Consider the following 22,527-nt stretch of genomic DNA (forward strand, 5'->3'; position numbering starts at 1 on the left):
TGAAGTTGCTTCAATTTTTGTTTGGAGGTAATATACATGGCTGAAAAAGTTTGCTGTCCGGGTCCGATCGGCGGCAATAACGGCAACAGTGCAGGCGGCTTCCGCGAAGCGGTCTGCGTCCACACCAAAAAGGTTTATGACTCCTGCCGCAGCAAGGAGTGCCTGCGTGACATTCGCGTGTATCTCACCCGCGATGCGCAGGAGCTGATCAATGCCGGTGGCATCGCATCTGTGAAGCCGCGTGAAGCAGAACTGCTCTGTGTTTCTATTGATGTTGAGCGGATTCAGTTTAATCGAGGTTTTTACAGCGTTGATATCCGCTTTTTCTATCGCATTGAATGTGAAATCAGCTGCGTAATCGGTCGTCCGCGTATTGTGGACGGTCTTGCAGTATTTGACAAACGCGTTGTACTGTTCGGCGGTGAAGGCGGCGCGCGCATCTTTTCCTCGCAGTATATCGAGGACGGCCGTGATGTGCAGCTGCGGCCTGACAGCAACAAGCCGACTGCAGTCGTAGAGGTCGTTGATCCGATCATGCTGGACGCGCGTGTGGTAGCGCCGGAAACCAGCTGCAACTGCTGCTGCTGCGCGCTGCATGAAGTACCCCGTTCAATCTGCTCGTGCTTTGGCGGTGACGATCTCGTGCTCAGCAACGATGGCTATCAGCTGTTCGTAACCCTCGGTCAATTCTCGATCATCCGACTCGAGCGCGACATCCAGCTGCTCATGCCCGCTTACGACGTATGTCTGCCGCGGCGCGACTGCTCGAACAGCGGTGTCGGCGGTGAGCAGGACCCGTGCGAGATCTTCTCGAGCTTTGACTTCCCCATCGACGCCTTTTTCCCGCCGCAGAGCGACAAGGCAGGCTGTCTGTTCACCGGCAGTGCCGGCGTGAATGACAATCGCAGTGGCTGCGGCTGCGGTAATAGCAATTCCTGCAGCGGCAATAATTCCTGCAGATAATCATCTTTACCCGTTTACGCACAGCCGGCTGGGAGTATTTGCTCCCAGCCGGCTGTAAATTCGCCGTTCTGTACGACGGCAAGCCGATGGTTTTCGACTGTCCGTTAAAAATGAAGCCGTCGGCAAATTCGACCTATGACCTGAAGGATGCCACTGCTTCATTCTTCATTCTCGTTAAGAATACAGACGGCGGCTTCCTGATCGACCACTTTGCAACCGGTATCCGATCACTGCAGCACAAACCGTTCGATCTGCTGAAAAAGTTTCTCTATTGGCGCAAAAAAGTCCCTCATCGCCTGATGAGGGACTTTTTGCTTGTGCAGTTTTTAGTTCTGAGACTTCACTTAGTACGCGATGCCCCAGACAACCATCTTGTTTGCAGGCTTGCCGCAGACCGGACAGGTATCTGCGATATGCTCCTGTTCGAACGGCATGCAGCGGCTCGGCATACCGGTCTCTTCCTTGACCTTCTCCTCGCAGGCGAGGTCGCCGCACCACATGGACTTGATAAAGCCGGTGTGCTCAGCAAGGATGGACTTCATCTCGTCAAGAGACTTTGCGGTATAGGTATGCGCCTCGCGGTTTGCGAGCGCCTTCTCATACAGCGACTTCTGAATATCCTCCAACAGCGCCGGAATGGTCTTTTCGAGATCCTCGAACTTAACAACGGTCTTTTCGCGGGTGTCGCGGCGAACCAGTACGCACTGACCCTCAGCGATATCGCGCGGACCAACCTCCAGACGAAGCGGAATGCCCTTCATCTCGTACTCGGCAAACTTCCAGCCCGGGGTATTGTCGCTCAGGTCGATCTTGGCACGGATGCCCGCTGCCTTGACCTGCTCGTACAGTTCGGTTGCCTTCTCCTTGACGCCTTCCTTGTGTGCCGCAACCGGAATAACAACCAGCTGGGTCGGAGCGATGCGCGGCGGCAGAACCAGACCCTCGTTATCACCGTGCGTCATGATGATTGCGCCGATGATACGGGTGGAAACGCCCCAAGAGGTCTGATACATATACTGCAGGGTGTTGTTCTTATCGGTGTACTGCATGCCGAATGCGCGTGCAAAGCCGTCACCGAAGTAGTGCGAGGTACCGGACTGCAGAGCCTTGCAGTCGTGCATCATGGCCTCGATAGTATAGGTGTTCTCTGCACCGGCGAAGCGCTCCTTCTCGGTCTTTTCACCCTTGAGCACCGGAATCGCCAGCCACTCCTCAAAGAACTTCGCATAGATGTTCAGCATGCGCAGAGTCTCTTCCATAGCCTCCTCAGCGGTAGCATGAACGGTGTGACCCTCCTGCCACCAGAACTCACGGCTGCGCAGGAACGGACGGGTGGTCTTTTCCCAACGGACAACCGAGCACCACTGGTTGTACAGCTTCGGCAGGTCGCGCCAGGAGCGAACGATCTTTGCGTAATGCTCGCAGAACAGCGTCTCCGAAGTCGGACGGACGCACAGACGCTCCTCCAGCTTGTCGTTGCCGCCGTGCGTTACCCATGCACACTCCGGCGCGAAGCCTTCAACGTGGTCGGCTTCCTTCTGCAGCAGGCTTTCCGGAATGAAAATCGGCATTGCTACATTCTCGTGACCGGTCTCCTTGAACATGCCATCCAGCGTGTGCTGAATGTTCTCCCACAGCGCCTGTGCGTACGGACGCATGATGATACAGCCCTTTACGGACGAATAATCGGCCATTTCAGCCTTTTTTACAATATCTGTGTACCACTGCGCGAAGTCCACGTCCATGGACGTGATCTCGCTGACCAGCTTTTTCTTTTCTGCCATTATTCTTCACCTTTCTGGTTCGCAATAATCTTATCTATTTTCTCTTGTTCGTTTTCCAGCGCATCGTTGCCCCAGATGTAGAATACATCATCGGTTGCCGACCGGACGGTAATATTTCCGTCTTTCAACAGGCAGGTATAGTGTCCGCTTCTATGGCCCTCTGTCGGAATAGCGATTGTGAAGCGAACAGCACCGCTTTTGACCGTCTTTACCTCGTCGATCAGAATGTCATCGAGTGTTGCAAGCGTGGTCTGCGTTCCATCCGGCGCGATACGCACGAGCATATCACCGGCCATGTATCCGATACCATCCGAATAGTATTCCGTCCGCTCAGATTTATCGCAGGAAACAGCATAATAAGCCCCATCAGCATCCTGCTTTACGCCGATGACCGGAGTGTCTGTCACCTGTACCAGACGGCCGTTCTCTTCGCGGTACAGCCCGGCTGTGCCCCAGAACAACACACCGTCACTGCCAAATATCTGCGGTGCAAAATGCTTGCGCACCTCGGCATCATCCGACTGATACGCATTCGAGATGGTATAGCTGTCTGTCTTTTGACCGTCCCAGTTATACGCCGTCAGCACGGTTTCGTCCGCCGTACAGTTCTGCGTAACAGTCATGCCGTTATCCGTCAGCCGGCAGATACCCGCTGCCACGCCCAACGGCTCCACGCCTGTTTCCGTGAGCTTATAACCAGTCGTCTCATCCGTGCAGATGATGCAGCCGCGTGCGCTCTGATAAACAGTGCGTGCTGCCTGCTGCTGTGCTTCGGTCAGAGTCAGTTCGGTTTTGACCGTATCGCTGCGTACCGAGCACAGCGAATACGTTTCCGTTTCCTTGTTGAATACCAACAGATAGTCGGTTTCTCCGGCGCTGCCGAGATATTCCACAGAACTTTCTTTCGGCAGCGAGAGCACTTGCGTCAGCGCCATCGTCTTGCTGTCCATGCGGTACAGGATAAAATTCGACTGCTCCATATCGCTCTGCGCATAACGGTCTGTACCGCTGACAGGCTGCACTCCGTCAATCGGACACTGCGCCACTGTCACATCTGCGATCTGGCAGACGAACGGCGAAGCAATCAGGTTCCATTTGCCATCGTACTGGTAATCATTGCTGTAATCACGCGGCAGAACGTCCCATGCCGCATTTTTGAACTGTTCCGCCGTGAAAACGCCGTCGTCGATCAACTTTTCCGCCACACTGCGGTCGCTTTCATCGCCATTTTTCGCGTAGTTCGTACTGAGCAGCCGCGCCGAGAGCGAAACCGCATCTCCGCGGATAAAGCCCTCCTCGTCCGTCTGCCGTACCTCATCGTTATCGACAAAAGCCGTACCCTGATAGCTGTCCGCATCCAAATGTGCCCGGGTCAGAAAAATGCAATACTGGCCGCAGGTGACATTGCGCTGCGAGCCGTACAGTGTCGCGGAAACGCCCTTGGTCAAACCATTCTGATACAGCCAGCCGACGTATTTGTCCGCCCACTGCGGCACATCGGTAAACGGATGCTTCCAGTTTCCTGCCAGCGCGGTCTTTTCTGCGCCAAGCAGACGGGTCAGCATCACCGATGCCTCTGCGCGGGTCATGGATTTCTCCAGCGCAAAGCCCTTGTCGGTGCCTTTGAACAGTCCGAGATCATAAAGCATCTGCGCCTGCGCTTCGGTATCGCCGGGATAGTTGTTGTTGATCGTACCGACCTGTGCCGCACCGGCGGCACAAGTCAGCAGACCTGCCATTAAACACGCGGAAACAAATTTTTTCATGCCGCACCCTCCCTGCATACATGACAAAACTCTATGAATCTTTTATTCTATTGTGACGGAGAACGGAATATCGCTTCCGCTCTCCGTTGTGCTGCTTACTTCAGCCTATTCTCAACCTCATACGCGAGCTTCTCGATAAACTCGCCGGTCTCCATAGCGGTGGTCTCGCCGGTCTTGCGGGTACGAACCGAGATAACACCCTTTTCCTCGTCCTTGTCGCCAATGACGATCATATACGGAATCTTGTGAACCTGTGCTTCGCGGATCTTATAGCCAATCTTTTCGTTGCGCTCGTCCATGGTTACGCGGAAGCCCTTATCAGTCAGCTGCTTAACAACTTCCTGTGCGCACGGAATATTGCGGTCGGTCATCGGCATAACGCGAACCTGCTCCGGTGCCAGCCAGGTCGGGAATGCGCCTGCAAAATGCTCGGTGATAACGCCGATGAAGCGCTCAATGGAGCCGAGGACAACGCGGTGAATCATAACCGGACGGTGCTTCTCGCCGTCTGCGCCGGTGTACTCAAGCTCGAAACGCTCCGGCAGCTGCATATCCAGCTGGATGGTGCCGCACTGCCAGGTACGGCCGATGGAGTCTGCCAGATGGAAGTCCAGCTTCGGGCCGTAGAACGCGCCGTCGCCCTCGTTGACAACGTAGTCCTTGCCGATCTCGGTGATCGCTTCTGCGAGGGTCTTCTCCGCAAACTGCCAGTCCTTGAGGTCGCCCATGTGGTCTTCCGGCATGGTGGACAGCTCAATCTGATAGGTCAGACCGAAGGTGGAGTATACCTCATCGAACAGACGAACGACGTTCTTGATCTCGTCCTTCATCTGATCCCAGGTCATGAAGATGTGGGCATCGTCCTGCGTGAAGCAGCGCACGCGGAACAGGCCGTGCAGTGCACCGGACAGCTCATGACGGTGTACCAGACCCAGCTCGCCGACACGCAGCGGCAGCTCCTTGTAGGAGTGCGGCTGAGACTTGTAGACCAGCATGCCGCCCGGGCAGTTCATCGGCTTGATTGCGTAATCCTCGTCGTCGATGACGGTGGTGTACATGTTCTGCTTGTAGTGATCCCAGTGACCGGAGCGCTCCCACAGCTTGCGGTTGAGGATCATCGGGGTGGAGACCTCAACATAGCCGTAGCGCTTGTGTACCTCGCGCCAGTAGTCGATGAGGGTGTTCTTGAGGGTCATGCCGTTGGGCAGGAAGAACGGGAAGCCGGGGCCTTCCTCGGTCAGCATGAACAGACCCAGCTCCTTGCCGAGCTTGCGGTGATCGCGCTTCTTCGCCTCTTCCAGCATATTCAGGTACTGGTCGAGCTCGTCCTTCTTCGGGAATGCAGTGCCGTAGATGCGCTGGAGCATCTTCTTGGAGGAATCGCCGCGCCAGTATGCGCCGGTAACGTTCATCAGCTTGATGCCGTTGCCCTTTACGCGGCCGGTGGAGTCCAGATGCGGGCCTGCGCACAGGTCGGTGAACTCGCCCTGCTTGTAGAAGGAAATGGTAGCGTCTTCCGGCAGATCGTTAATCAGCTCTACCTTGTACGGCTCCTCGCGCTCTTCCATGAACTTGATGGCCTCTGCGCGCGGCAGCTCGAAGCGCTCGAGCTTCTCCTTCTCCTTGCAGATCTTGCGCATCTCTGCCTCGAGAGCATCGAGGTGCTCCTGCGTGAAGGAGAACGGCGCGTCAAAATCGTAGTAGAAGCCGTTGTCGATGGACGGGCCGATGGCCAGCTTGACCTCCGGATACAGGCGCTTTACTGCCTGCGCGAGAATGTGCGATACCGTGTGACGGTAGGTGTCTCGGTATTCCTTGTTCTCAAACGTGTACTTGTTGTCTTCGGACACTTTTATTCAGACCTTTCTTGTAAAATCGAAGTGGATTATCTGTTATTGTGCAACAAAAAAGCGCTTCACCCCTGATTTCTCAGGGGTGAGCGCTTTGCCCACGGTTCCACCCTGCTTGCAGCCCCCTTGCAGGACTGCCGCTCGGAGTTCTTAACGCGAACGACACGGCACAGCATACTGTGGTTTTCCGCTGTGCGGCTCGGGAATCGGTACTGTTTTCTCCGCATTGCGTGTGCTTGCAGCCGTGGCGCACGCTCTCTGCCAAATGCTTTTCGGAAAACAGGATTTCCGTCATTGCCTATAACTTAATAAATACAGATTTATTATAACGCTCATATCCGCGCTTTGTCAACCGATTTCGCACGAAAAATGAGGAATTGAAAAATGCAGGATACCATCATTCTCCATTTTCCATTCTCAGTTCTCCATTACTGTGCCTTTGCCTTGGTAATTTTATCCGCAGCAAGCAAAATGCCCAGCTTGCCGGACTCATACGTCAGGCCGCCCTGCATATAGCAGACATACGGCTCGCGCATCGGTGCATCGGCGGAAAGCTCAATGGACGCGCCCTGCACGAACGCGCCTGCAGCCATGATAACCTGATCGTCGTAACCCGGCATTGCCCACGGCTCCGGCGTTACATAGGAATCGACCGGTGCACCGGCCTGAATGCCCTCGCAGAAGCGGCGCAGCGGGTCAGGCGCACCGAACGCGATGGTCTGGATGATGTCGTAACGCGGCTCCTCCGCCTTCGGGCTTACCTCGTAGCCGAGCTTTTCCATGACCTTTGCGCAGAACATCGCGGTCTTGATGGCCTGCATGGTGACATGCGGCGCCATGAACAGGCCCTGATACAGCAGGCGGTTCTGCCCCATCGTACAGCCGCATTCGCCGCCGATTCCGGGTGCGGTCAGCTTGTAGGAGGCGTTCTCAACCAGATCGGCACGGCCTGCAATATAGCCGCCGGTCGGGGCCAGACCGCCGCCCGGGTTCTTGATGAGCGAGCCGGCGATGATGTCCGCACCGACCTGCGTCGGCTCGATCTCCTCGGTGAACTCGCCGTAGCAGTTATCGACCATGATGGCCGCGGTCGTGTTGACCTCGCGCACCACCTTGCAGATCTCGCCGATTTCCTCAACGGAGAGCGTCTTGCGGACGCCGTAGCCGCGGCTGCGCTGGATGAACACCAGCTTGATATTCTCATCTGCCGCCGCTGCCTTGATGGCAGGCAGGTCAGGCTCACCGTCCTTGAGGTCAACCTGCTTGTAGCCGATGCCGTAGCTCTTCATGCTGCCGCAGTAATCACCGGTGATGGTGTTCTGCAGGGTGTCATACGCCGGTCCGGTGACGGACAGCACGGTGTCGCCGGTCTTGACGGCGGAGAACATCGCGCAGGAGAGCGCGTGTGTGCCGTTTACAAAGCCGATGCGCACGAGTGCGGCCTCGGTGCCGAAAATATCGGCGTAGATCTTGTCGAGCGTGTCACGGCCGTAGTCGTCGTAGCCGTAGCCGGTCGTACCGGCAAACAGGTTGTCGGATACACGGTTCTTCGCAAATGCCGCCAGCACCTTCTCGGTGTTGCGGTCGCAAATCTCCTCGAGACGCTCGAAATACGGACGGATCTCGCGTTCAGCCTCACGGTCGAGCGCACGAATCTCCGGTGAAATCTTAATATATTCAGACATTTATGTGTAATCTCCTTCTATCAGAGTGAAGAGTGGAGAGTTAAGAGTGAAGATAACGAAACGGTTTCGCTGTCTCTCCACTCTGCAATCTCCACTCTCCACTTTTTCTATATAACGCTTTCGCCGTCCGGCAGCGTAAACAATTCACTGTCCGGCGTTTCCGTGCTGATTTCGCTGACGGTGACCTTGCGCGTCAGCGTATCGCCGTCATAGAACGACGCCTGCGCCAGCAGACCGCTGACCGTTGAAATGCCATATACACAGCGATAGCCATCCTGCTCAAATGTAACGGCAATACACGGTTCACCGTTAATGTCCTGCCGACCGGCAGCAGTCAACTGTACTTCGTCAGCCAGAACATCCTCGTACGTCGGCAGCATAGCCGCTGCGTCATCGGTTAAATCGCCGGCTTTGCCCTGATAAGCAATGCTGTCCCCTGCATTCCACGCATACACCTTGCCGTCCGGAACGCGAATCAGCGTAGACTGCACCTGATTGTCACTGCCGAGTGTATCCGTGCGCATAACATTATCCCGCGCATAGCGATGGCAGTACAGAGCCGCCGAGCCGCCATCATAGTAGATCGTGTTCTCGATCCTGCTGCTGTATGCCGCCGGACGTGCGAGCGTCGCAATGACGGTCTTGGCGTTATTGACATCAATAGTAATATCATCCACGCTCTGCCCGGTGAGCAGCGCACTGCCTGCACCGACCGTTGGCGAATCACCCTCACTGCCGGGCAGGATAATGCCGGTGCTGCTGCCGTGCATCCAGCCGGAGGACAGCACAAAGCTGAGCACCACCAACAGCACGAGCACGGTAGCGCCCGCAGCCGCAATCTTCGGCGTAGTGTCCGGCAGATAGTGTTTCGGTGTGTGCTTCTCTTTTTTTACGGGTTTCACGGGTTAAACGGAGCCGGACCATCCTCGCGCAGACCAAAATACTGCTCGATCGCCTGCACGATACGCTGCGAGGTCTTTCCGTCGCCGTACGGATTGACAGCGTGCGCCATTTTTGCGTAAGCGTCCTTATCGTCGAACAGCTCACGCGCGAGCTTAACGATATTGGCCTGCTCCACGCCTGCCAGCTTGACCGTACCGGCCTCGATGGCCTCCGGACGTTCGGTCTCGCGGCGCAGCACCAGAACCGGCTTGCCGAGACTGGGCGCCTCCTCCTGCAGTCCGCCGGAGTCGGTCATGATGAGATAGCAGCGTGCCATCAGGTTGTGCATCTCGTCCACGGCCAGCGGATGGATGAGGTGAATGCGGTTATTGCCGCCGAGGAATTTCTCCGCAGTCTCGCGGACATACGGGCTGAGGTGCACCGGATAAACGAAATGTACATCCGGGTATGCCTCGCTCAGCTCGGCAATGGCGCGGCAAATGTTCTCCATCGGCTCGCCGTAGTTCTCGCGACGGTGCGCGGTAACGAGGACAACGCGGTTGTTCTCAAAATCCAGCGTCTTGAGCTGCTCATCACGGAACTCGAAATCCGGCTTTACGGTCATGTGGATCGCGTCAACAACCGTGTTGCCCATGACAAAAACGCCGTCTGTGATACCTTCCTTGGCAAGATTATCACGGTTGCGCGGCGTCGGCGCAAAGTGCAGCGTTGCAATCTGACCGGTCAGCTTGCGGTTCATTTCCTCCGGGAACGGGCTGTACTTATCATAGGTACGCAGACCGGCCTCTACATGACCGACCGGCACCTTGTGGTAGAATGCCGCAAGCGCACCGGCAAAGGTAGTCGAGGTATCACCGTGGACGAGCACGATGTCCGGCTGTGCCTTTTCGAGCACCTCATCCAGACCGTGCAGGCTCTTCTCGGTAATAGTCGCCAGCGTCTGACGCGGCTGCATGATATTCAGGTCGTAATCCGGCTTGATATCGAAAATATCGAGCACCTGATCGAGCATCTCGCGGTGCTGCGCGGTAACGCACACGATGGACTCGGTGTTTTCATTCTGCTCGAGCGCGTGCACCAGCGGCGCCATCTTAATGGCCTCCGGGCGGGTGCCGAAAACCGTCATTACCTTGATTTTATTCATCGTCTTTATCCTCCTTGTTTTCGGGAGCGTGTTTGCTCCAGTGTTCCGCACCGTAAATGATGCCTGCGCCTACCAGAATCGCGACCAGAACCGCCAGCAGCAACACGATCGCCTTAACCTCGCCGGACGAGGTGAGCACCACGGCGGTCAGGCCGAGTGTTGCGCTGATAGCGTACAGGATGGCAACCGCCTGCTTCTGGTTGAAGCCCATGTCGATCAGCTTGTGATGCACATGGCCGCGGTCCGGGCTCATCGGACTTCTGCCTGCCGCCACACGACGGATGATGGCGTTGGCTGTATCAAAAATCGGCAAGCCGAGAATCAGGAACGGCACCGCAAACGAGATGACTGCGTAAAATTTGAACAGACCCATGATGGACACGGTCGCCAGCATGTAGCCGAGGAAGGTCGAGCCGGTGTCGCCCATGAAGATCTTAGCCGGGTTGAGGTTGTACGGCATAAAGCCGATGCACGCGCCAGCGAGCGCCGCCATCGTGATGGCAATCGGCATGTTGCCGGTCAGCAGTGCAACGGCAAGCATGGTAATCGCCGCGATGGACGAAACACCGACCGCAAGTCCGTCCAGACCGTCAATCAGGTTTACCGCATTCGTGATGCCGACAATCCAGATAATCGTGACCGGCACTGCCAGAATGCCGAGATGGACAAACGGCGTATCCGACAGCGGATTCAGATTGGTGAACAGACCAATCTGCAGATCGCCGATGCAAACCGGAATGGCTGCCGCCACAATCTGCACCACGAATTTGAGCTTGGCGCCGAGCGCCAGCACATCATCGAAAATGCCGAGTGCGACAATGATGGCCGCTCCGAGCAGGACGCACAGCATGGTCTCATCAAGCTGCCCGAAAATCAGAATCGAACACAGGAAGCCGCCGTAAATGGCCAGACCGCCCAGCCGCGGGATCGGCTTTTTGTGCATGCGGCGTGCATCCTTCGGCACGTCGATCGCGCCGACCTTGTGTGCAAAGTTCTTGACCGGCGGTGTGAAAAAATAGCTCAGCACGGCAGCTACGGCAAACGCTGCAATGATCGTGCCGATAACAATATATTCAGACATGGTTTACTCCCTTTTGGCTCAGCGTGCGACAAAGCCTACCTTTCGATAAACCTTATCCAGCGTTTTGCGCGCCAGATAGGAGGCCTTCTGTGCGCCCTCCTTGTAGACCTGCTCCAGATAATCCTTGTTGTTCAGCAGATCGGTGGTCTTTTCGCGAATCGGACGCAGCAGCTCGACAACGGCCTCGCCGACTGCGGGCTTGAACTCACCGTAGCCCTTGCCGTCAAACTCGGCTGCCGCCTGTTCGATGGTCTTGCCGGTCGCCAGTGCGTAAATCTGCAGCAGGTTGGAAACACCCGGCTTGTTCTGCGGGTCAAAGATGATGCGGGAATCCGAGTCGGTAACCGCACGCTTGAACTTACGCATAATGTCCTCCGGCTTGTCCATCAGCAGAATATAGCCGTTCGGGTTCGGGTCGGACTTGCTCATTTTGCTGTTCGGGTCAACCAGGCTGGTAATCTTGGCACCCTCGCCAACCTTCGGGTAGTAGCCCTCCGGAATGGTAAAGGTGTTCGGATGCAGATTGTTGAAGCGGTTTGCAATATCGCGGCAGATCTCGATGTGCTGGCTCTGGTCCACGCCGACCGGCACAAGGTCGGTCTGGTACAGCAGAATGTCAGCCGCCATCAGAACCGGATAGGTGAACAGACCGACATTGATGTTGTCCGCGTGCTTGGCGGATTTGTCCTTGAACTGGGTCATGCGGGAAGCCTCGCCGAACATGGTGAAGCAGTTGAGCACCCACGCCAGCTCCGCATGCGCGGGCACATGGCTCTGGATGAACAGAATGCTCTTTTCCGGGTCCAGACCGCAGGCAATGTACTGCGCGATCAGCTCAAGCGTTGCACGGCGGAGCGCCGCGGGCTCCTGCCGGACCGTGATGGCGTGCTGATCGACCACGCAGTAAATGCAGTTGTACTGCTCCTGCAGGATCGGGAAATTGCGGATAGCACCCAAATAGTTACCCAGCGTCAGCTTGCCGGACGGCTGCACGCCGGAGAAAATCGTTTTTTTCTGGTTATCGCTCATGTATATACTTCCCTTGCTTAGAATTTTTCGGTTCAATTCACCCCGAAAGGTTTCCATACTTAATTGTAATGATACCACACTTTAGGAAAGGTTGCAACCGTTCAAAAAGTTAGGAGGTAGGAGTGAGAAGATAGGAGTGGACAATGATGAACGTTTTCCGCAGGGGCGCACAGTGTGCGCCCGTCCCAGCGGCCTGCAACGGATAAAGAAAAAGGGCGCACACTGTGCGCCCCTACGGGAGAGCTGAAGGCAGGAAAACTCCTGCCTCCTAACTCTTCACTGTTTGTTTACTCTGGCCGTTCCTTGACCTTCCGCAAAATGGCCCACTCGCTGACCTTGAACGGGAACGCAAAGTGTACGCGCATCTGCGGCACATTGAACAGCTCGCGCTTCACGCCCTCGTCGTCGGTGACGTTCTCCGCGCGGAACACATACGGTGCCTGACCCGGCTGGATCAGCTCCAGCTCTTCCCCATCGAAAAAGCGGTTCTTGAGCGCGAACACGGCTTTGCCGCTGTCGTCACACTCGACCGGCATGCCGACAACCTCATACTCGCGGATATACTGGCTGTCGCCGTAATGCTGTCCGTTTTCCTGATTGCCGAAGTAGAAGCCGGTGTAATACTCGCGGTGGCTGACCTTATTGACCTCATCGCGGCAGAACTGCGGCAGAACGAAGTTTTCCGGGTCCTTTTTATAGGTGTCGATCGCGGCACGGTATGCACCGGTAACGCAGGCTGCATAGTACGCAGTTTTATTGCGGCCCTCAATCTTGAACGAGGTAATACCGGCCTCGATCAACTCCGGAACGTGCTCGATCATGCACATATCCTTGGAATTATACAGGTAGGTGCCGCGTCCGTCCTCCTCGACCGGGAAGAACTGCCCCGGACGCTTCTCCTCCATCAGAGAGTAATTCCAACGGCACGGCTGTGCGCATGCGCCATGGTTGGCGTCGCGGCCGGTCATGTACTGCGAGATCAGGCAGCGGCCGGAGTACGAAATGCACATAGCACCATGAACGAAGGCCTCAATCTCGAGTTCCTTCGGGGTTTTTGCACGGATTTCGGCGATCTCCTCAAGGGAAAGCTCGCGCGCGAGCACGATACGCTCGGCGCCTTCATCCGCCCAGTAGTTTGCCGCCTCGTGGTTAAGGATGCTGGTCTGGGTCGAGATGTGCACCGGAACCTTGGGCGCGTATCTGCGCGCCATGCGCAGCACGCCTACGTCCGCGATGATGAGTGCGTCCGCGCCTGCGTCCTGCAGCAGCTCCAGATAGGCCGGAAGTGCCGGAAGGTCGCGGTTGGACGGCATAATATTGACTGTAATGTAGCACTTGACGCCGTGCGCGTGCGCGTAGGCAATACCCTCGCGCAGCGCGTTATCGTCAAAGTTGGTTGCAGCGGCACGCATGCCGAAGCGCGTTCCGGCCATATAGACCGCATCCGCGCCGTAGGCAATGCCAAACCGCATTTTGTCCAGATCGCCTGCGGGCGACAGTAATTCAGGTGTGTTATTCACCGGTTGCCTCCGTTGTCGTCGTATCTGCCGAAGCGTTTGCAGCCTGCGCCTGTGCCTGATTAGAAGCCTCGATGTTGCGCTCGTGCTCCTCATAGCTACTTGCAAACAGGTGCGAGCCGTCCGGCATAGCAACGTAATAGTAGTAATTGTTGTCCTCCGGATGGCTTGCTGCGTACAGCGAAGCATGACCCGGGTTGCAGATCGGTCCGGGCGGCAGACCCTCGTGGTTGTAAAGGTTGTACTCGGAATCCGACTTGAGATCCTCGTCACTCAGCTTGCCGCCGGTGCGTCCCAGACCATACAGAACGGACGCGTCCACCTGCAGATACGGGAACTCGGAGGAATTGTTCAGACGGTTGTAGATAACGCCCGCAATGCGTGCGCGCTCATCGTCACGCTGTGCCTCACGCTCGATGAGAGAGGCGATCGTGACAATATCGTGCATCGAGCGGCCGAGATTCTCCGCGCCGGACTTGATGTCCGCATCGTACTTGTTGCCGAAGTTGTTGAGCATCTTGTTGATGGTATCGACTACCGCAGCGTTGCCCTTGTATACCTCATAGGTATCCGGGAACAGATAGCCTTCCAGCCAGCCTTCCGCGGCCGGTTTTTCATCCTCAAGGAAATCGTGCTTGAAGGAATATTCATTCAGCACCTCATCCAGTGCATCCTCGGTGCAGATATGGTTGTCCAGCAGCACCTGACGGATCTGCGAGATGGAATAACCCTCCGGGATGGTAATCTGCACGGTCTCCGTGCTTGCAGTGTTGGCCAGCGCGTCTACGATCTGACCGTAGTCCATCGACGGGTTCAGCTGATAGGCGCCTGCCAGAACCGAGGTATCGGTCTGGTGCTTGAGCGTCAGATACAGCTTGAACACCGAACGATAATTGATAACGCCCTGGTCGTCCAGCTCCTTGGCGAGCGAGGATACCGAGGTGTTCTCCGAAACCGTGATCTCCTTGACCGCATCCGCCTTGACAAAGGCAAAAATGTCGTTTGCCATGAACAGCGCCGCGATCGACAGCACCACCGAAACGCCGACTACTGCGATCATGTACACCATCGAGCCTGCACAGCCTGCGTTCATCCGGCGGCGGCTTCGGCGGCGTTTGGGCTGCTTCTGCGGCGGCTGCGGCTCTCGATTGTCATCGAAATGCTCCGGCGTGAACTGTTCAGGCACCGGGGGTTCCGAGCCCGGCAGCGGTACACGCCGCGTTTCATCGTTGTTAAAATGATTATCCATAATTTACCTCTCTGCGGGTCAGCCTCAGCCGATCCAGTAATTCAGAATGATTTTACCGGCAAATGCCAGCGCGAACACAATAAATCCGGGCTCTTTCACCAACAGCCACAGGTCATACCAGCCGGCGCTGACCTCAAAGCGCGGAATGGAACCGCGCGCCAGCATTTTCCCCAGCGTATCCAGCGTTAAGAACGCAAACAGCAGGAAAAAGAGCACAGTCAGCGGCAGCAGGATGTTCCAAATGCCGAACGGTGCATAGGTGTCTGCCATCCACTGCATCACCACGGTGACAAATGCCGCCGCAGCATGGGAAAGCACCGCCGCCCATACGGTATCAAACACATAGGTCAGATAGGTAAACGCCAGACCGGCGCAGAAGCCTGCCGCCAGATCAAGCGGACTGCCGTGCAGCAGTGCGAACACAATGCCGCCGAACAGCAGGCATGCCGAGGTACCGACTTCTTCACCGTACACGCTGAACAGCGCACCGCGTAAATAGATCTCCTCGACCAGAGCTGCTATCACAACACCGATCAGCAGCCGCCATGCAAATGACATACCGCCGAGCGGCATCGGCAGGGATGCAATCGTCAGCCGGAGACCGGTATGCGCCAGCAGACGGTATTCCAGCATGTTCAGGCTGATGGCAGCAAACGCGGTCGCCGCGCCCATAAACAGGATGAGCAGCCAGCCGCCCTGACGCGGCATTTTGAATGCAAGACGCTGCTTAAAGCGCTCCCGATCCATGCCGGGCAGCGCCATTGCAAGCGCCAGACCGAAGCACACGATCTCACCGAGCGCCATCAGCGACGGCGGCAGATTGAAGTGCGTGATCAGCTTTTCCATGCCTGTCAGCAGGCAGAAGCACACAAACAGGCTGAGACCCGGCAGCAGTGTGCGTTTATCTTGATTCATCGGTGCGCAGCACCTCTCTTTCGGTGATAATGTAATGACAGCGGCGGTCAAACGCCTCGTGCGGCAGGGCTGCGCTCATGCGCCGAGAGGCACACAGCGCCGCACAGACCGCGTTTGTCCGGCTGAGGAACCGGTCATAGTAGCCGCCGCCGTAGCCGAGACGGTACCCTTTTCTGTCGCACGAGAGCGCAGGCGCAAGAATCAGGTCGATGTTCTCCGGTGCAATCTCGGGCGCCGTGTCGGACGGCTCCAGGATACCGTAGTGACCGGTCTGCAGCTCGGAGAGCGCGGTGATTTTCCTCGCGGTCATGCTGCCGCCCTTGCCGCACAGCGGCACGCAGACCGTCCTGCCGGACGCAAGCGCGTTTTCGAGTACCATGCGGGTGTCAATCTCCTCAGCAGTCGAAACATAGCAGAAAATGCATTCTGCCCGCTGATAGAACTCGCTTTGCAGAATGTTCTGTGCGATGGCGCGATCAATCGCCTGCTTTTCCACGGCGGACAGACTTGCCCGTTCGGCAAGATAGCGCCCCCGCAGCGTTTTCTTATCCGTACACATGATGTACGACCGACTCTGCGATCTCGTCTGCCTTGGCCTTGCCGCACAGCGCGGTAATCAGCTCACACGCGAAATCCAGTGCGCCGCCGACGCCGCAGCCGGTGATGATCCTGCCATCGGTGACTGCGTTTTTCTTTTCCGGGGTCGAACCCTTCATGCCGTCCTCCATGCCCGGATAGCAAGTGGCTTTCTTGCCCTCGAGCAGACCCATGCCGCCCAGAATGATGGACGGAGCCGCGCAGATTGCCGCAACGTACTTGCCTGCATCTGCCATCGTGCGAACCGCATCGGTAACGCGCTTGTCCGCGTACAGATTGGTCGTGCCCGGCATGCCGCCCGGCAGAACGAGCATATCGGCCTTTGCAAGGTCAACCTCGTCCATGGACAGGTCGGTTACGACATTGATGCCGCGTGCACCGCACACGGTTGCACCGGTCACACCGACCAGCCTGGTCTCCACGCCTGCGCGGCGCAGAAGATCGACCGGAGTCAACGCCTCGACTTCCTCGAAGCCCTCTGCCAGTAATACATATACCATGTTTGTCACACCTTTCAGTTGAGCATTAAATTCATATATCCAGCGGTTTCATCCGCTTTCTCATGCCATTTGCATACGCCGAGTGCGGTTTCTGCGCCAATCTCCGTCACGGTGAGCGTGCCGCGGCCGAGCGTTTGCAGCAGACCCTGCAACTGCGCGTCATCTGCGCCGAGCAGCTCCTGCGCATTGTCCTCCCAGCAGAACGCATAGCCGGTGAGCGTTTCGTCCTTGAACCAACCGTATACGCCCGCACCAAGCGTGTCGAACAGCGCAAGCTGCGCGTTCCAGTACGCCGTGTCCCGCTCGATGCGGCATTTCGGCACCAGTTTGTCATACAGCGCCGCCAGTGCAGGCACATCCGCCGAGGTCAGCCGCTGAGGTGCTTCGCGCTCCCCTGCCGTGCGGGTAATCTCCCGGCGGGAAATATGGAAGAATGGCTCGTAGCCGAACGGTTTGTAAAAATCAAACAGCCACTTTTCTGCCGGAATGAGCACGGACGCAATGCGCCCCGCTTCCCTGTCCAGCTCGAACGAGCGCTCGAGCAGCCGCGCCATATAACCCTTGCGGCGATGCTTCGGGTCGGTGCATGCACCGTAAATATACGTTGCCTCGCGGGAGAGGCCGCCCACCGTCATGCGGTACGGGAGCATCTGCACCATCGCCACGAGCGTTTCGCCCTCAAGATACAGCAGCGTATATTTCTCTTTATAAAAGTGCGCGAAGAAGTAGTCGTTGAAGCCGCCCTCATCCGGAAAACAGGTTTCCCAAAGGGCACGAACGGCAGGAAAATCGCCTTTTTCGGCAAATCGCATCATTTCAATCAACCTTTCGGCACAGCCATATATTTCACGCCGCGCATGACCGGATAATAGGACTTTTTCGCCTTGCGCAGACCCTCGAGTCCCAGATCCTCCTCGCGGTTGACGTATTCCACATCATTGCAGTTGCGCTGTACGAACTGCTGGTTGATCATCTGGTACGCGCCCTGAATCGTGTGGTCGGCCTTTTCAATCTGTACCACGAACATATCCGACGTAGCCTTGCAGCCGAATGTGAACGCGATAACCTCGCCGTCCAAGCGGAGCAGTCCGCCGCGCAGATTCAAGTAGTCAAAGTTGTGGAGCGCCTGCACGATTGCGCAGGTCTCGCCCTCAAAATCGCGCTCGCGTGCACAGCCGTTCAGGTTGCACCAGTGGATGTGGAACGCGAAGGCATCCTTGATGTTTTCCCTGGTCATATCCTCGTAGCTCCAGCGGCCCTCATAGGCGGTCTTGAAGCGGTTGACGAGGTTGCGCTTGCTCTGCAGCTTTTTGCCGGACAGCGTGCGCAGCTTTTCCGCGAGGTAGATATAATCGTCACCGTCCTCGCTGTCATGCGAGAATGTGAACTTGCCCGGGCGAACGGCTTCGATACGCTCGATCATCGGCTCAGCAACCGAGACGATGACGAACGGAAGACCGCGTTCGGCGGCATCCTGCTCAAGCGCATCCAGCGCAGCGCCGAGGTCGCCCTGACCCACAGGCGCAAGATAGCAGTCGTGTCCGCCGTCCAGCGGGCTCATTTTGACAAGCATAAAGCCGTCCTTGAAGCAGATCTGCGTGTTGTAGTGGCCGCGCCACATGAAAAGATCGACAAAGCAGCGCTCACACAGATGATAGTTGTAATGCGAGCCGCAGTGCTCGACCATCGGTTTATCTTCTAAGGTAATTTCTCTAAACGGTAACATATAATTCCTTTCGCAAGATTGATTTGAGGATTACTTACCCTCGCGCAGCGCCTGATAGTGCGCGCGCACTTCTGCGGCCTTGCCGCAGGACATTTTGCCCTCTGTGCAGACACCGTCCACGCAGGCCGGTCCGCAGTGACCAAACAGCGTCGGCGCAACAGCGTATACCTGCTTGTACATCTCCTCGGCAAGCGCACGGATCTCCCACTGAGCGCGATTGCAGCAGCGCAGGCGGAAAAAGTTCTTCAGGCTGCGGGCGTTCGCCGTCATGACGATGCGGGTCGCGCAGGCATTCGGCAGAACGTAGCGTGCGTCCTCAATGGCGTGCTTTTCAGCCTTGCTGCGGGCGGTCTTCTCCGGAATGCCCTGCTCGATCAGCTCCTTGAGGTAGCCTTCCATCAGCACGGCCGTCAATTCCTCGTAGGTGCGCTGGTCGTCCTCCATCGCCTGAATGAATTTTGCCCGGGCAGCCGGAATTTTATCAATCTCCGGCGGAACAACATACTCGAAGCCCTTCTCACGCACATAGCGCTGGCTCTGTACCGAGAACGATGCAATGCGGTGGCGCGTGATCTGTGCCAGCAGAGAACGTGATACACCCTCGATTGCAAAGGTGAACGACACATGCTCGATCGGGCTTTCGTGTCCGATCTCGGAAAGCATGTTGACAAAGCTCTCGGTCTTTTCCTCGGTCAGACCATCCAGCACGCTGTCAACGTCCGTGGAGGAATAGCAGTTCTTTGCTGCAGCCGCGACCAGCTTTTCCGGGTCCGGCGTGTAAGCAAGCAGTTTTACTTTCATTCTTGTCACTTCCCCTTCCTGCCGAAAAGCCGCTCCTTGATAACGATGAGCAGAAATTTCGGCAGCTTCATCATGCGGCCGATACGGCTGGGCTGCTTGAGCAGGCGGTAAAACCACTCCAGACCCAGCTTAATGAAAATATCCGGCGCGCGCTTGGCAACGCCTGCAAACACATCCAGCGAGCCGCCGAGACCGCAGAACAGTGTGCTGTGGATATCGTCCATGTTGTCCGCGATAAATTTCTCCTGCTTGGGCGCACCCAGACAAACGAACACAACATCCGCACCGCCTGCGGCGTTGATGCTGTCCACAACCTCCTGCGGGTCGGAGAAATAGCCGTCATGCGTGCCGGCGAGCACCAGTCCCGGATACTTCGCACACAGATTTGCACCTGCCTTTTCGGCAACACCGGGCTTCGCGCCCAGCAGATACAGGCGCATGTTCTCCTTGGCCATCGCGGCAACAAGGCTCTCGGCAAATTCAATGCCGGCTACCTTGCCCTGCAGCTTTTCACCGAGGATCTTCGCAGCATAGATGATGCCAATGCCGTCCGGCAGGACAAGCGTCGCATGGTTGACAACGCCCATGAATTTTTCGTCATGGCGGCAGAGATCGACGATCTCCGGATTCGGGGTAACAACGTAGCCCTTCTGCCGGGAACGGATCTTGCTCATTGCAAGCTCAACAGCCTGCTGCTTGGTAACAGCGTGAAATTGCACGCCCAGAATAGAAGCAGTATTCATCTTCGTATCTCCCATATTTTCCAGCCTTTTATTTGGCGATGAACATTCCTAATCTATTGTATTATACAGCAGCAAACTAAAATCTGCAAGCCCAGCTTGCAGAGAGTGAGGAGTAGATAGCGATAAACGTATCATGCAGGGCGGACTGATCCCGGCCCGCCGCCTGTAAGTATATGCAGATCGTTGCGAACGGCGGCATGAGGTCATACCGCCCTGCGATATGCCTGGCAAACATCGTTCTCTTTCCGCATAAGCTGATACAGAGGGAGGTGAACCCATGGAAGAACTAACGCAGTATATCAAGGCGGATTTCGCGGTTCTGGTAGCGGTTTTGTACTGCATCGGACGCGGACTCAAAGCAATACAGCGGTTTCCCAATCAATTTATCCCTCTGGCACTCACGTTCTGCGGGATCGGACTGGCTTGTCTGTCAGTCGCATCGCGCTATGCCAGCTACGGCAACTGGGCAGCCGCTCTGTTTGAAGGTGTGGTACAGGGTGTCCTGTGTACAGGCATGTCGGTCTATCTGAACGAAGTCATAGCACACTGCAGTTCAAACAAAGGAAACGACCCGCCGAAATAACACGCGCAAACAAAAAGAAGAACAAAGTGTTCCAACGATCTCAACGGCTTCGGATTTCCGAAGCCGTTTTCGTTTATCCTTATTGCATCAGCAGGCAATTTGCGGTACAATACCCATATAAACTCTGTCCCCTGCTTTTGGGACACCAAGGAGAGAGACACGCCTTGTACGATTTACAAACTCTGATTTTTTACGCCAAGGAGAAAAACACCTCCGATGTACATTTAACCGTTGGTCTCCCGCCGATGCTGCGTATCGACGGTGAACTGTGTACCCACGGTGACGTACCTCTGACCGAGCAGGATGTACAGGATGCGGCACAGCAGCTTGCGGATGAGCATCAGCTGCACGAGCTGAAAACCATCGGCGAGTCCGACTTTGCGGTGACGTTTGCCGATTCCGTGCGTATGCGCTGCAATCTGTTTCGCCAGCAGCACCACACGGCGCTGGCGCTGCGTCTGCTGCCGATGGAAATCCCGACTGCGGAGCAGCTTCGCCTGCCGGATATCATTATACAGCAGGCAGAAAAGCCGCGCGGACTGGTTATCGTGACCGGACCGACCGGCTCCGGTAAAAGTTCCACGCTGGCGGCACTGATCGACCATGTCAACCGCACCGCGGCACGCCATATCATCACGCTTGAAAACCCGATCGAGTATGTACACCCGCGCATTCGCTCAATGATCAACCAGCGTGAAATCGGTGCGGATACGGACAGCTTCGCAAGCGGCCTGCGAGCAGCTCTGCGGCAGGACCCGGACGTTATTCTCGTCGGTGAGATGCGCGATCTGGAGACCATTTCGACCGCTATCACGGCTGCCGAGACCGGTCACCTTGTATTCGGCACACTGCACACCAAGGGAGCTGCCGGTACGATCGACCGTATCGTGGACGTATTCCCGCCGGAGCAGCAGGAGCAGATTCGCATTCAGCTTGCCGAGGTGCTTGAGTGCATTGTCTGCCAGACGCTCATACCGCGCACCATGGGCGGCCGCGTAGCCGCATTTGAGATTCTGACCGGCACTTCTGCCGTGCGCAACCTGATCCGTCAGAACAAGTCGTATCAGTTGATCAGCACCATGCAAACCGGCCGCAATCAGGGTATGATGCTGATGGACGATTCGCTCGGGGAACTCGTCCGCAGCGGAGAGGTCCGCATCGACGATGCCGCCGCAAAGGCAGCCGACCCGGAAGCGTTTCCGCAGTCTGTCTTCCGATAAGATAACAAATCCCGCGTTGAATTTCACGCGGGATTTTTATGGCAATGCCGCATAAAGGAGCCGCAGCTTTCGCCTTATGCTTGCAGTGCGCCTGCTTTGGGAGCAGAATGCCGCAGGTTCGCTCTTACGTTAATTCTCCATTCTCAATTTTCCGCAACTCTACGGAGCGTTCATTGTATTCTCCTCCGTTTTCCGTATAATAGAACGCAAGGGAGGTGATCCGAATGGATCAGGTAAAAACCGGCAGACTGATCCGCGCTCTGCGGACAAAACTGGGACTGACACAGCTTGCGCTGGCCAAACAGCTTGGTGTCAGCGACAAAGCGGTATCCAAATGGGAGCGTGGGGTTTCACTTAGATAAAGATACCACATCAATCCCACGCTGACTTTTGCTCAACCGATACAGCCGGAGGGCTGGATAACAAGAAAAGGCGGTATGCGCCCCGTGGAGGGGTAGCGTACCGCCTTTT

Annotated in this window: 21 protein-coding genes; 4 read left to right on the forward strand and 17 right to left on the reverse strand. The window is 56.4% G+C overall.

Annotation, left to right across the window (positions count from 1 at the left end; translation table 11 throughout):
* Positions 1–36: 36 nt before the first annotated feature.
* Complete coding sequence (locus ACWVX6_RS01560) at positions 37–963, forward strand: hypothetical protein (RefSeq protein ID WP_455152150.1); 927 nt, start codon at positions 37–39, stop codon at positions 961–963.
* Between the two features lie 344 nt (positions 964–1,307).
* On the opposite strand, the gene proS is transcribed toward ACWVX6_RS01560, so the two are convergent.
* From proS to ACWVX6_RS01645, 17 genes are all read right to left on the reverse strand, one after another.
* Positions 1,308–2,747 carry a proline--tRNA ligase gene (gene proS, locus ACWVX6_RS01565; protein WP_118647379.1) on the reverse strand — a complete coding sequence of 480 codons (1,440 nt, stop codon included), beginning with the start codon at positions 2,745–2,747 and terminating at the stop codon, positions 1,308–1,310.
* Complete coding sequence (locus ACWVX6_RS01570) at positions 2,747–4,513, reverse strand: S-layer homology domain-containing protein (protein WP_455152151.1); 1,767 nt, start codon at positions 4,511–4,513, stop codon at positions 2,747–2,749. Before ACWVX6_RS01570 ends, proS begins: the two co-directional genes overlap by 1 nt.
* A gap of 95 nt (positions 4,514–4,608) precedes the next feature.
* On the reverse strand, positions 4,609–6,363 hold the full coding sequence (gene thrS / locus ACWVX6_RS01575; protein ID WP_455152152.1) for a threonine--tRNA ligase: 1,755 nt from the start codon (positions 6,361–6,363) through the stop codon (positions 4,609–4,611).
* A gap of 428 nt (positions 6,364–6,791) precedes the next feature.
* The gene (locus tag ACWVX6_RS01580) at positions 6,792–8,048 is read right to left on the reverse strand and encodes a methionine gamma-lyase family protein (protein ID WP_455152153.1); all 1,257 of its coding nucleotides are present in this window, start codon (positions 8,046–8,048) and stop codon (positions 6,792–6,794) included.
* A gap of 107 nt (positions 8,049–8,155) precedes the next feature.
* Positions 8,156–8,950, reverse strand: coding sequence for a hypothetical protein (locus ACWVX6_RS01585; protein WP_455152154.1), 795 nt, complete (start codon positions 8,948–8,950; stop codon positions 8,156–8,158).
* A complete protein-coding gene (gene wecB, locus ACWVX6_RS01590) occupies positions 8,947–10,095 on the reverse strand; it encodes a non-hydrolyzing UDP-N-acetylglucosamine 2-epimerase (RefSeq protein WP_119191094.1) in 1,149 nt (382 codons plus the stop codon). The genes ACWVX6_RS01585 and wecB overlap by 4 nt, the downstream gene beginning before the upstream one ends.
* Entirely contained in the window at positions 10,088–11,176 is a 1,089-nt protein-coding gene (locus ACWVX6_RS01595; RefSeq protein WP_455152155.1) for an MraY family glycosyltransferase, read from the reverse strand. Before ACWVX6_RS01595 ends, wecB begins: the two co-directional genes overlap by 8 nt.
* Positions 11,177–11,194: 18 nt before the next feature.
* Entirely contained in the window at positions 11,195–12,205 is a 1,011-nt protein-coding gene (gene trpS / locus ACWVX6_RS01600) for a tryptophan--tRNA ligase (protein ID WP_110436847.1), read from the reverse strand.
* Between the two features lie 287 nt (positions 12,206–12,492).
* Entirely contained in the window at positions 12,493–13,725 is a 1,233-nt protein-coding gene (locus ACWVX6_RS01605) for a peptidase U32 family protein (RefSeq protein ID WP_455152156.1), read from the reverse strand.
* Positions 13,718–14,971 (reverse strand): endolytic transglycosylase MltG, encoded by a 1,254-nt coding sequence (gene mltG, locus ACWVX6_RS01610; RefSeq protein WP_455152157.1) that lies wholly within the window; start codon positions 14,969–14,971, stop codon positions 13,718–13,720. Before mltG ends, ACWVX6_RS01605 begins: the two co-directional genes overlap by 8 nt.
* Positions 14,972–14,995: 24 nt before the next feature.
* The gene (locus tag ACWVX6_RS01615; protein ID WP_455152158.1) at positions 14,996–15,886 is read right to left on the reverse strand and encodes a CPBP family intramembrane glutamic endopeptidase; all 891 of its coding nucleotides are present in this window, start codon (positions 15,884–15,886) and stop codon (positions 14,996–14,998) included.
* Positions 15,873–16,445, reverse strand: a complete 573-nt coding sequence (locus ACWVX6_RS01620) for a 5-formyltetrahydrofolate cyclo-ligase (RefSeq protein WP_455152159.1) — start codon at positions 16,443–16,445, stop codon at positions 15,873–15,875. The genes ACWVX6_RS01615 and ACWVX6_RS01620 overlap by 14 nt, the downstream gene beginning before the upstream one ends.
* The gene (locus tag ACWVX6_RS01625) at positions 16,432–16,983 is read right to left on the reverse strand and encodes a DJ-1 family glyoxalase III (RefSeq protein ID WP_118729469.1); all 552 of its coding nucleotides are present in this window, start codon (positions 16,981–16,983) and stop codon (positions 16,432–16,434) included. Before ACWVX6_RS01625 ends, ACWVX6_RS01620 begins: the two co-directional genes overlap by 14 nt.
* A 14-nt stretch (positions 16,984–16,997) precedes the next feature.
* Positions 16,998–17,798, reverse strand: a complete 801-nt coding sequence (locus ACWVX6_RS01630) for a GNAT family N-acetyltransferase (RefSeq protein ID WP_455152160.1) — start codon at positions 17,796–17,798, stop codon at positions 16,998–17,000.
* A gap of 5 nt (positions 17,799–17,803) precedes the next feature.
* Positions 17,804–18,670 carry a DUF2156 domain-containing protein gene (locus tag ACWVX6_RS01635; RefSeq protein WP_455152161.1) on the reverse strand — a complete coding sequence of 289 codons (867 nt, stop codon included), beginning with the start codon at positions 18,668–18,670 and terminating at the stop codon, positions 17,804–17,806.
* A gap of 69 nt (positions 18,671–18,739) precedes the next feature.
* On the reverse strand, positions 18,740–19,510 hold the full coding sequence (gene thyX, locus ACWVX6_RS01640; RefSeq protein WP_455152162.1) for an FAD-dependent thymidylate synthase: 771 nt from the start codon (positions 19,508–19,510) through the stop codon (positions 18,740–18,742).
* A gap of 5 nt (positions 19,511–19,515) precedes the next feature.
* On the reverse strand, positions 19,516–20,253 hold the full coding sequence (locus ACWVX6_RS01645) for a WecB/TagA/CpsF family glycosyltransferase (protein WP_117751751.1): 738 nt from the start codon (positions 20,251–20,253) through the stop codon (positions 19,516–19,518).
* A 277-nt stretch (positions 20,254–20,530) separates the two neighbouring features.
* Between ACWVX6_RS01645 and ACWVX6_RS01650 the strand changes: the two genes are divergently transcribed.
* The 3 genes from ACWVX6_RS01650 to ACWVX6_RS01660 all read left to right on the forward strand — a co-directional run bounded on the left by ACWVX6_RS01650 (position 20,531) and on the right by ACWVX6_RS01660 (position 22,418).
* Positions 20,531–20,836, forward strand: coding sequence for a phage holin family protein (locus ACWVX6_RS01650; protein ID WP_118481242.1), 306 nt, complete (start codon positions 20,531–20,533; stop codon positions 20,834–20,836).
* Between the two features lie 164 nt (positions 20,837–21,000).
* The gene (locus tag ACWVX6_RS01655; protein ID WP_455152163.1) at positions 21,001–22,056 is read left to right on the forward strand and encodes a type IV pilus twitching motility protein PilT; all 1,056 of its coding nucleotides are present in this window, start codon (positions 21,001–21,003) and stop codon (positions 22,054–22,056) included.
* Positions 22,057–22,280: 224 nt separating this feature from the next.
* Positions 22,281–22,418 carry a helix-turn-helix domain-containing protein gene (locus ACWVX6_RS01660; protein ID WP_455152164.1) on the forward strand — a complete coding sequence of 46 codons (138 nt, stop codon included), beginning with the start codon at positions 22,281–22,283 and terminating at the stop codon, positions 22,416–22,418.
* Positions 22,419–22,527 lie beyond the last annotated feature (109 nt).

This window comes from Butyricicoccus sp., assembly GCF_977037065.1.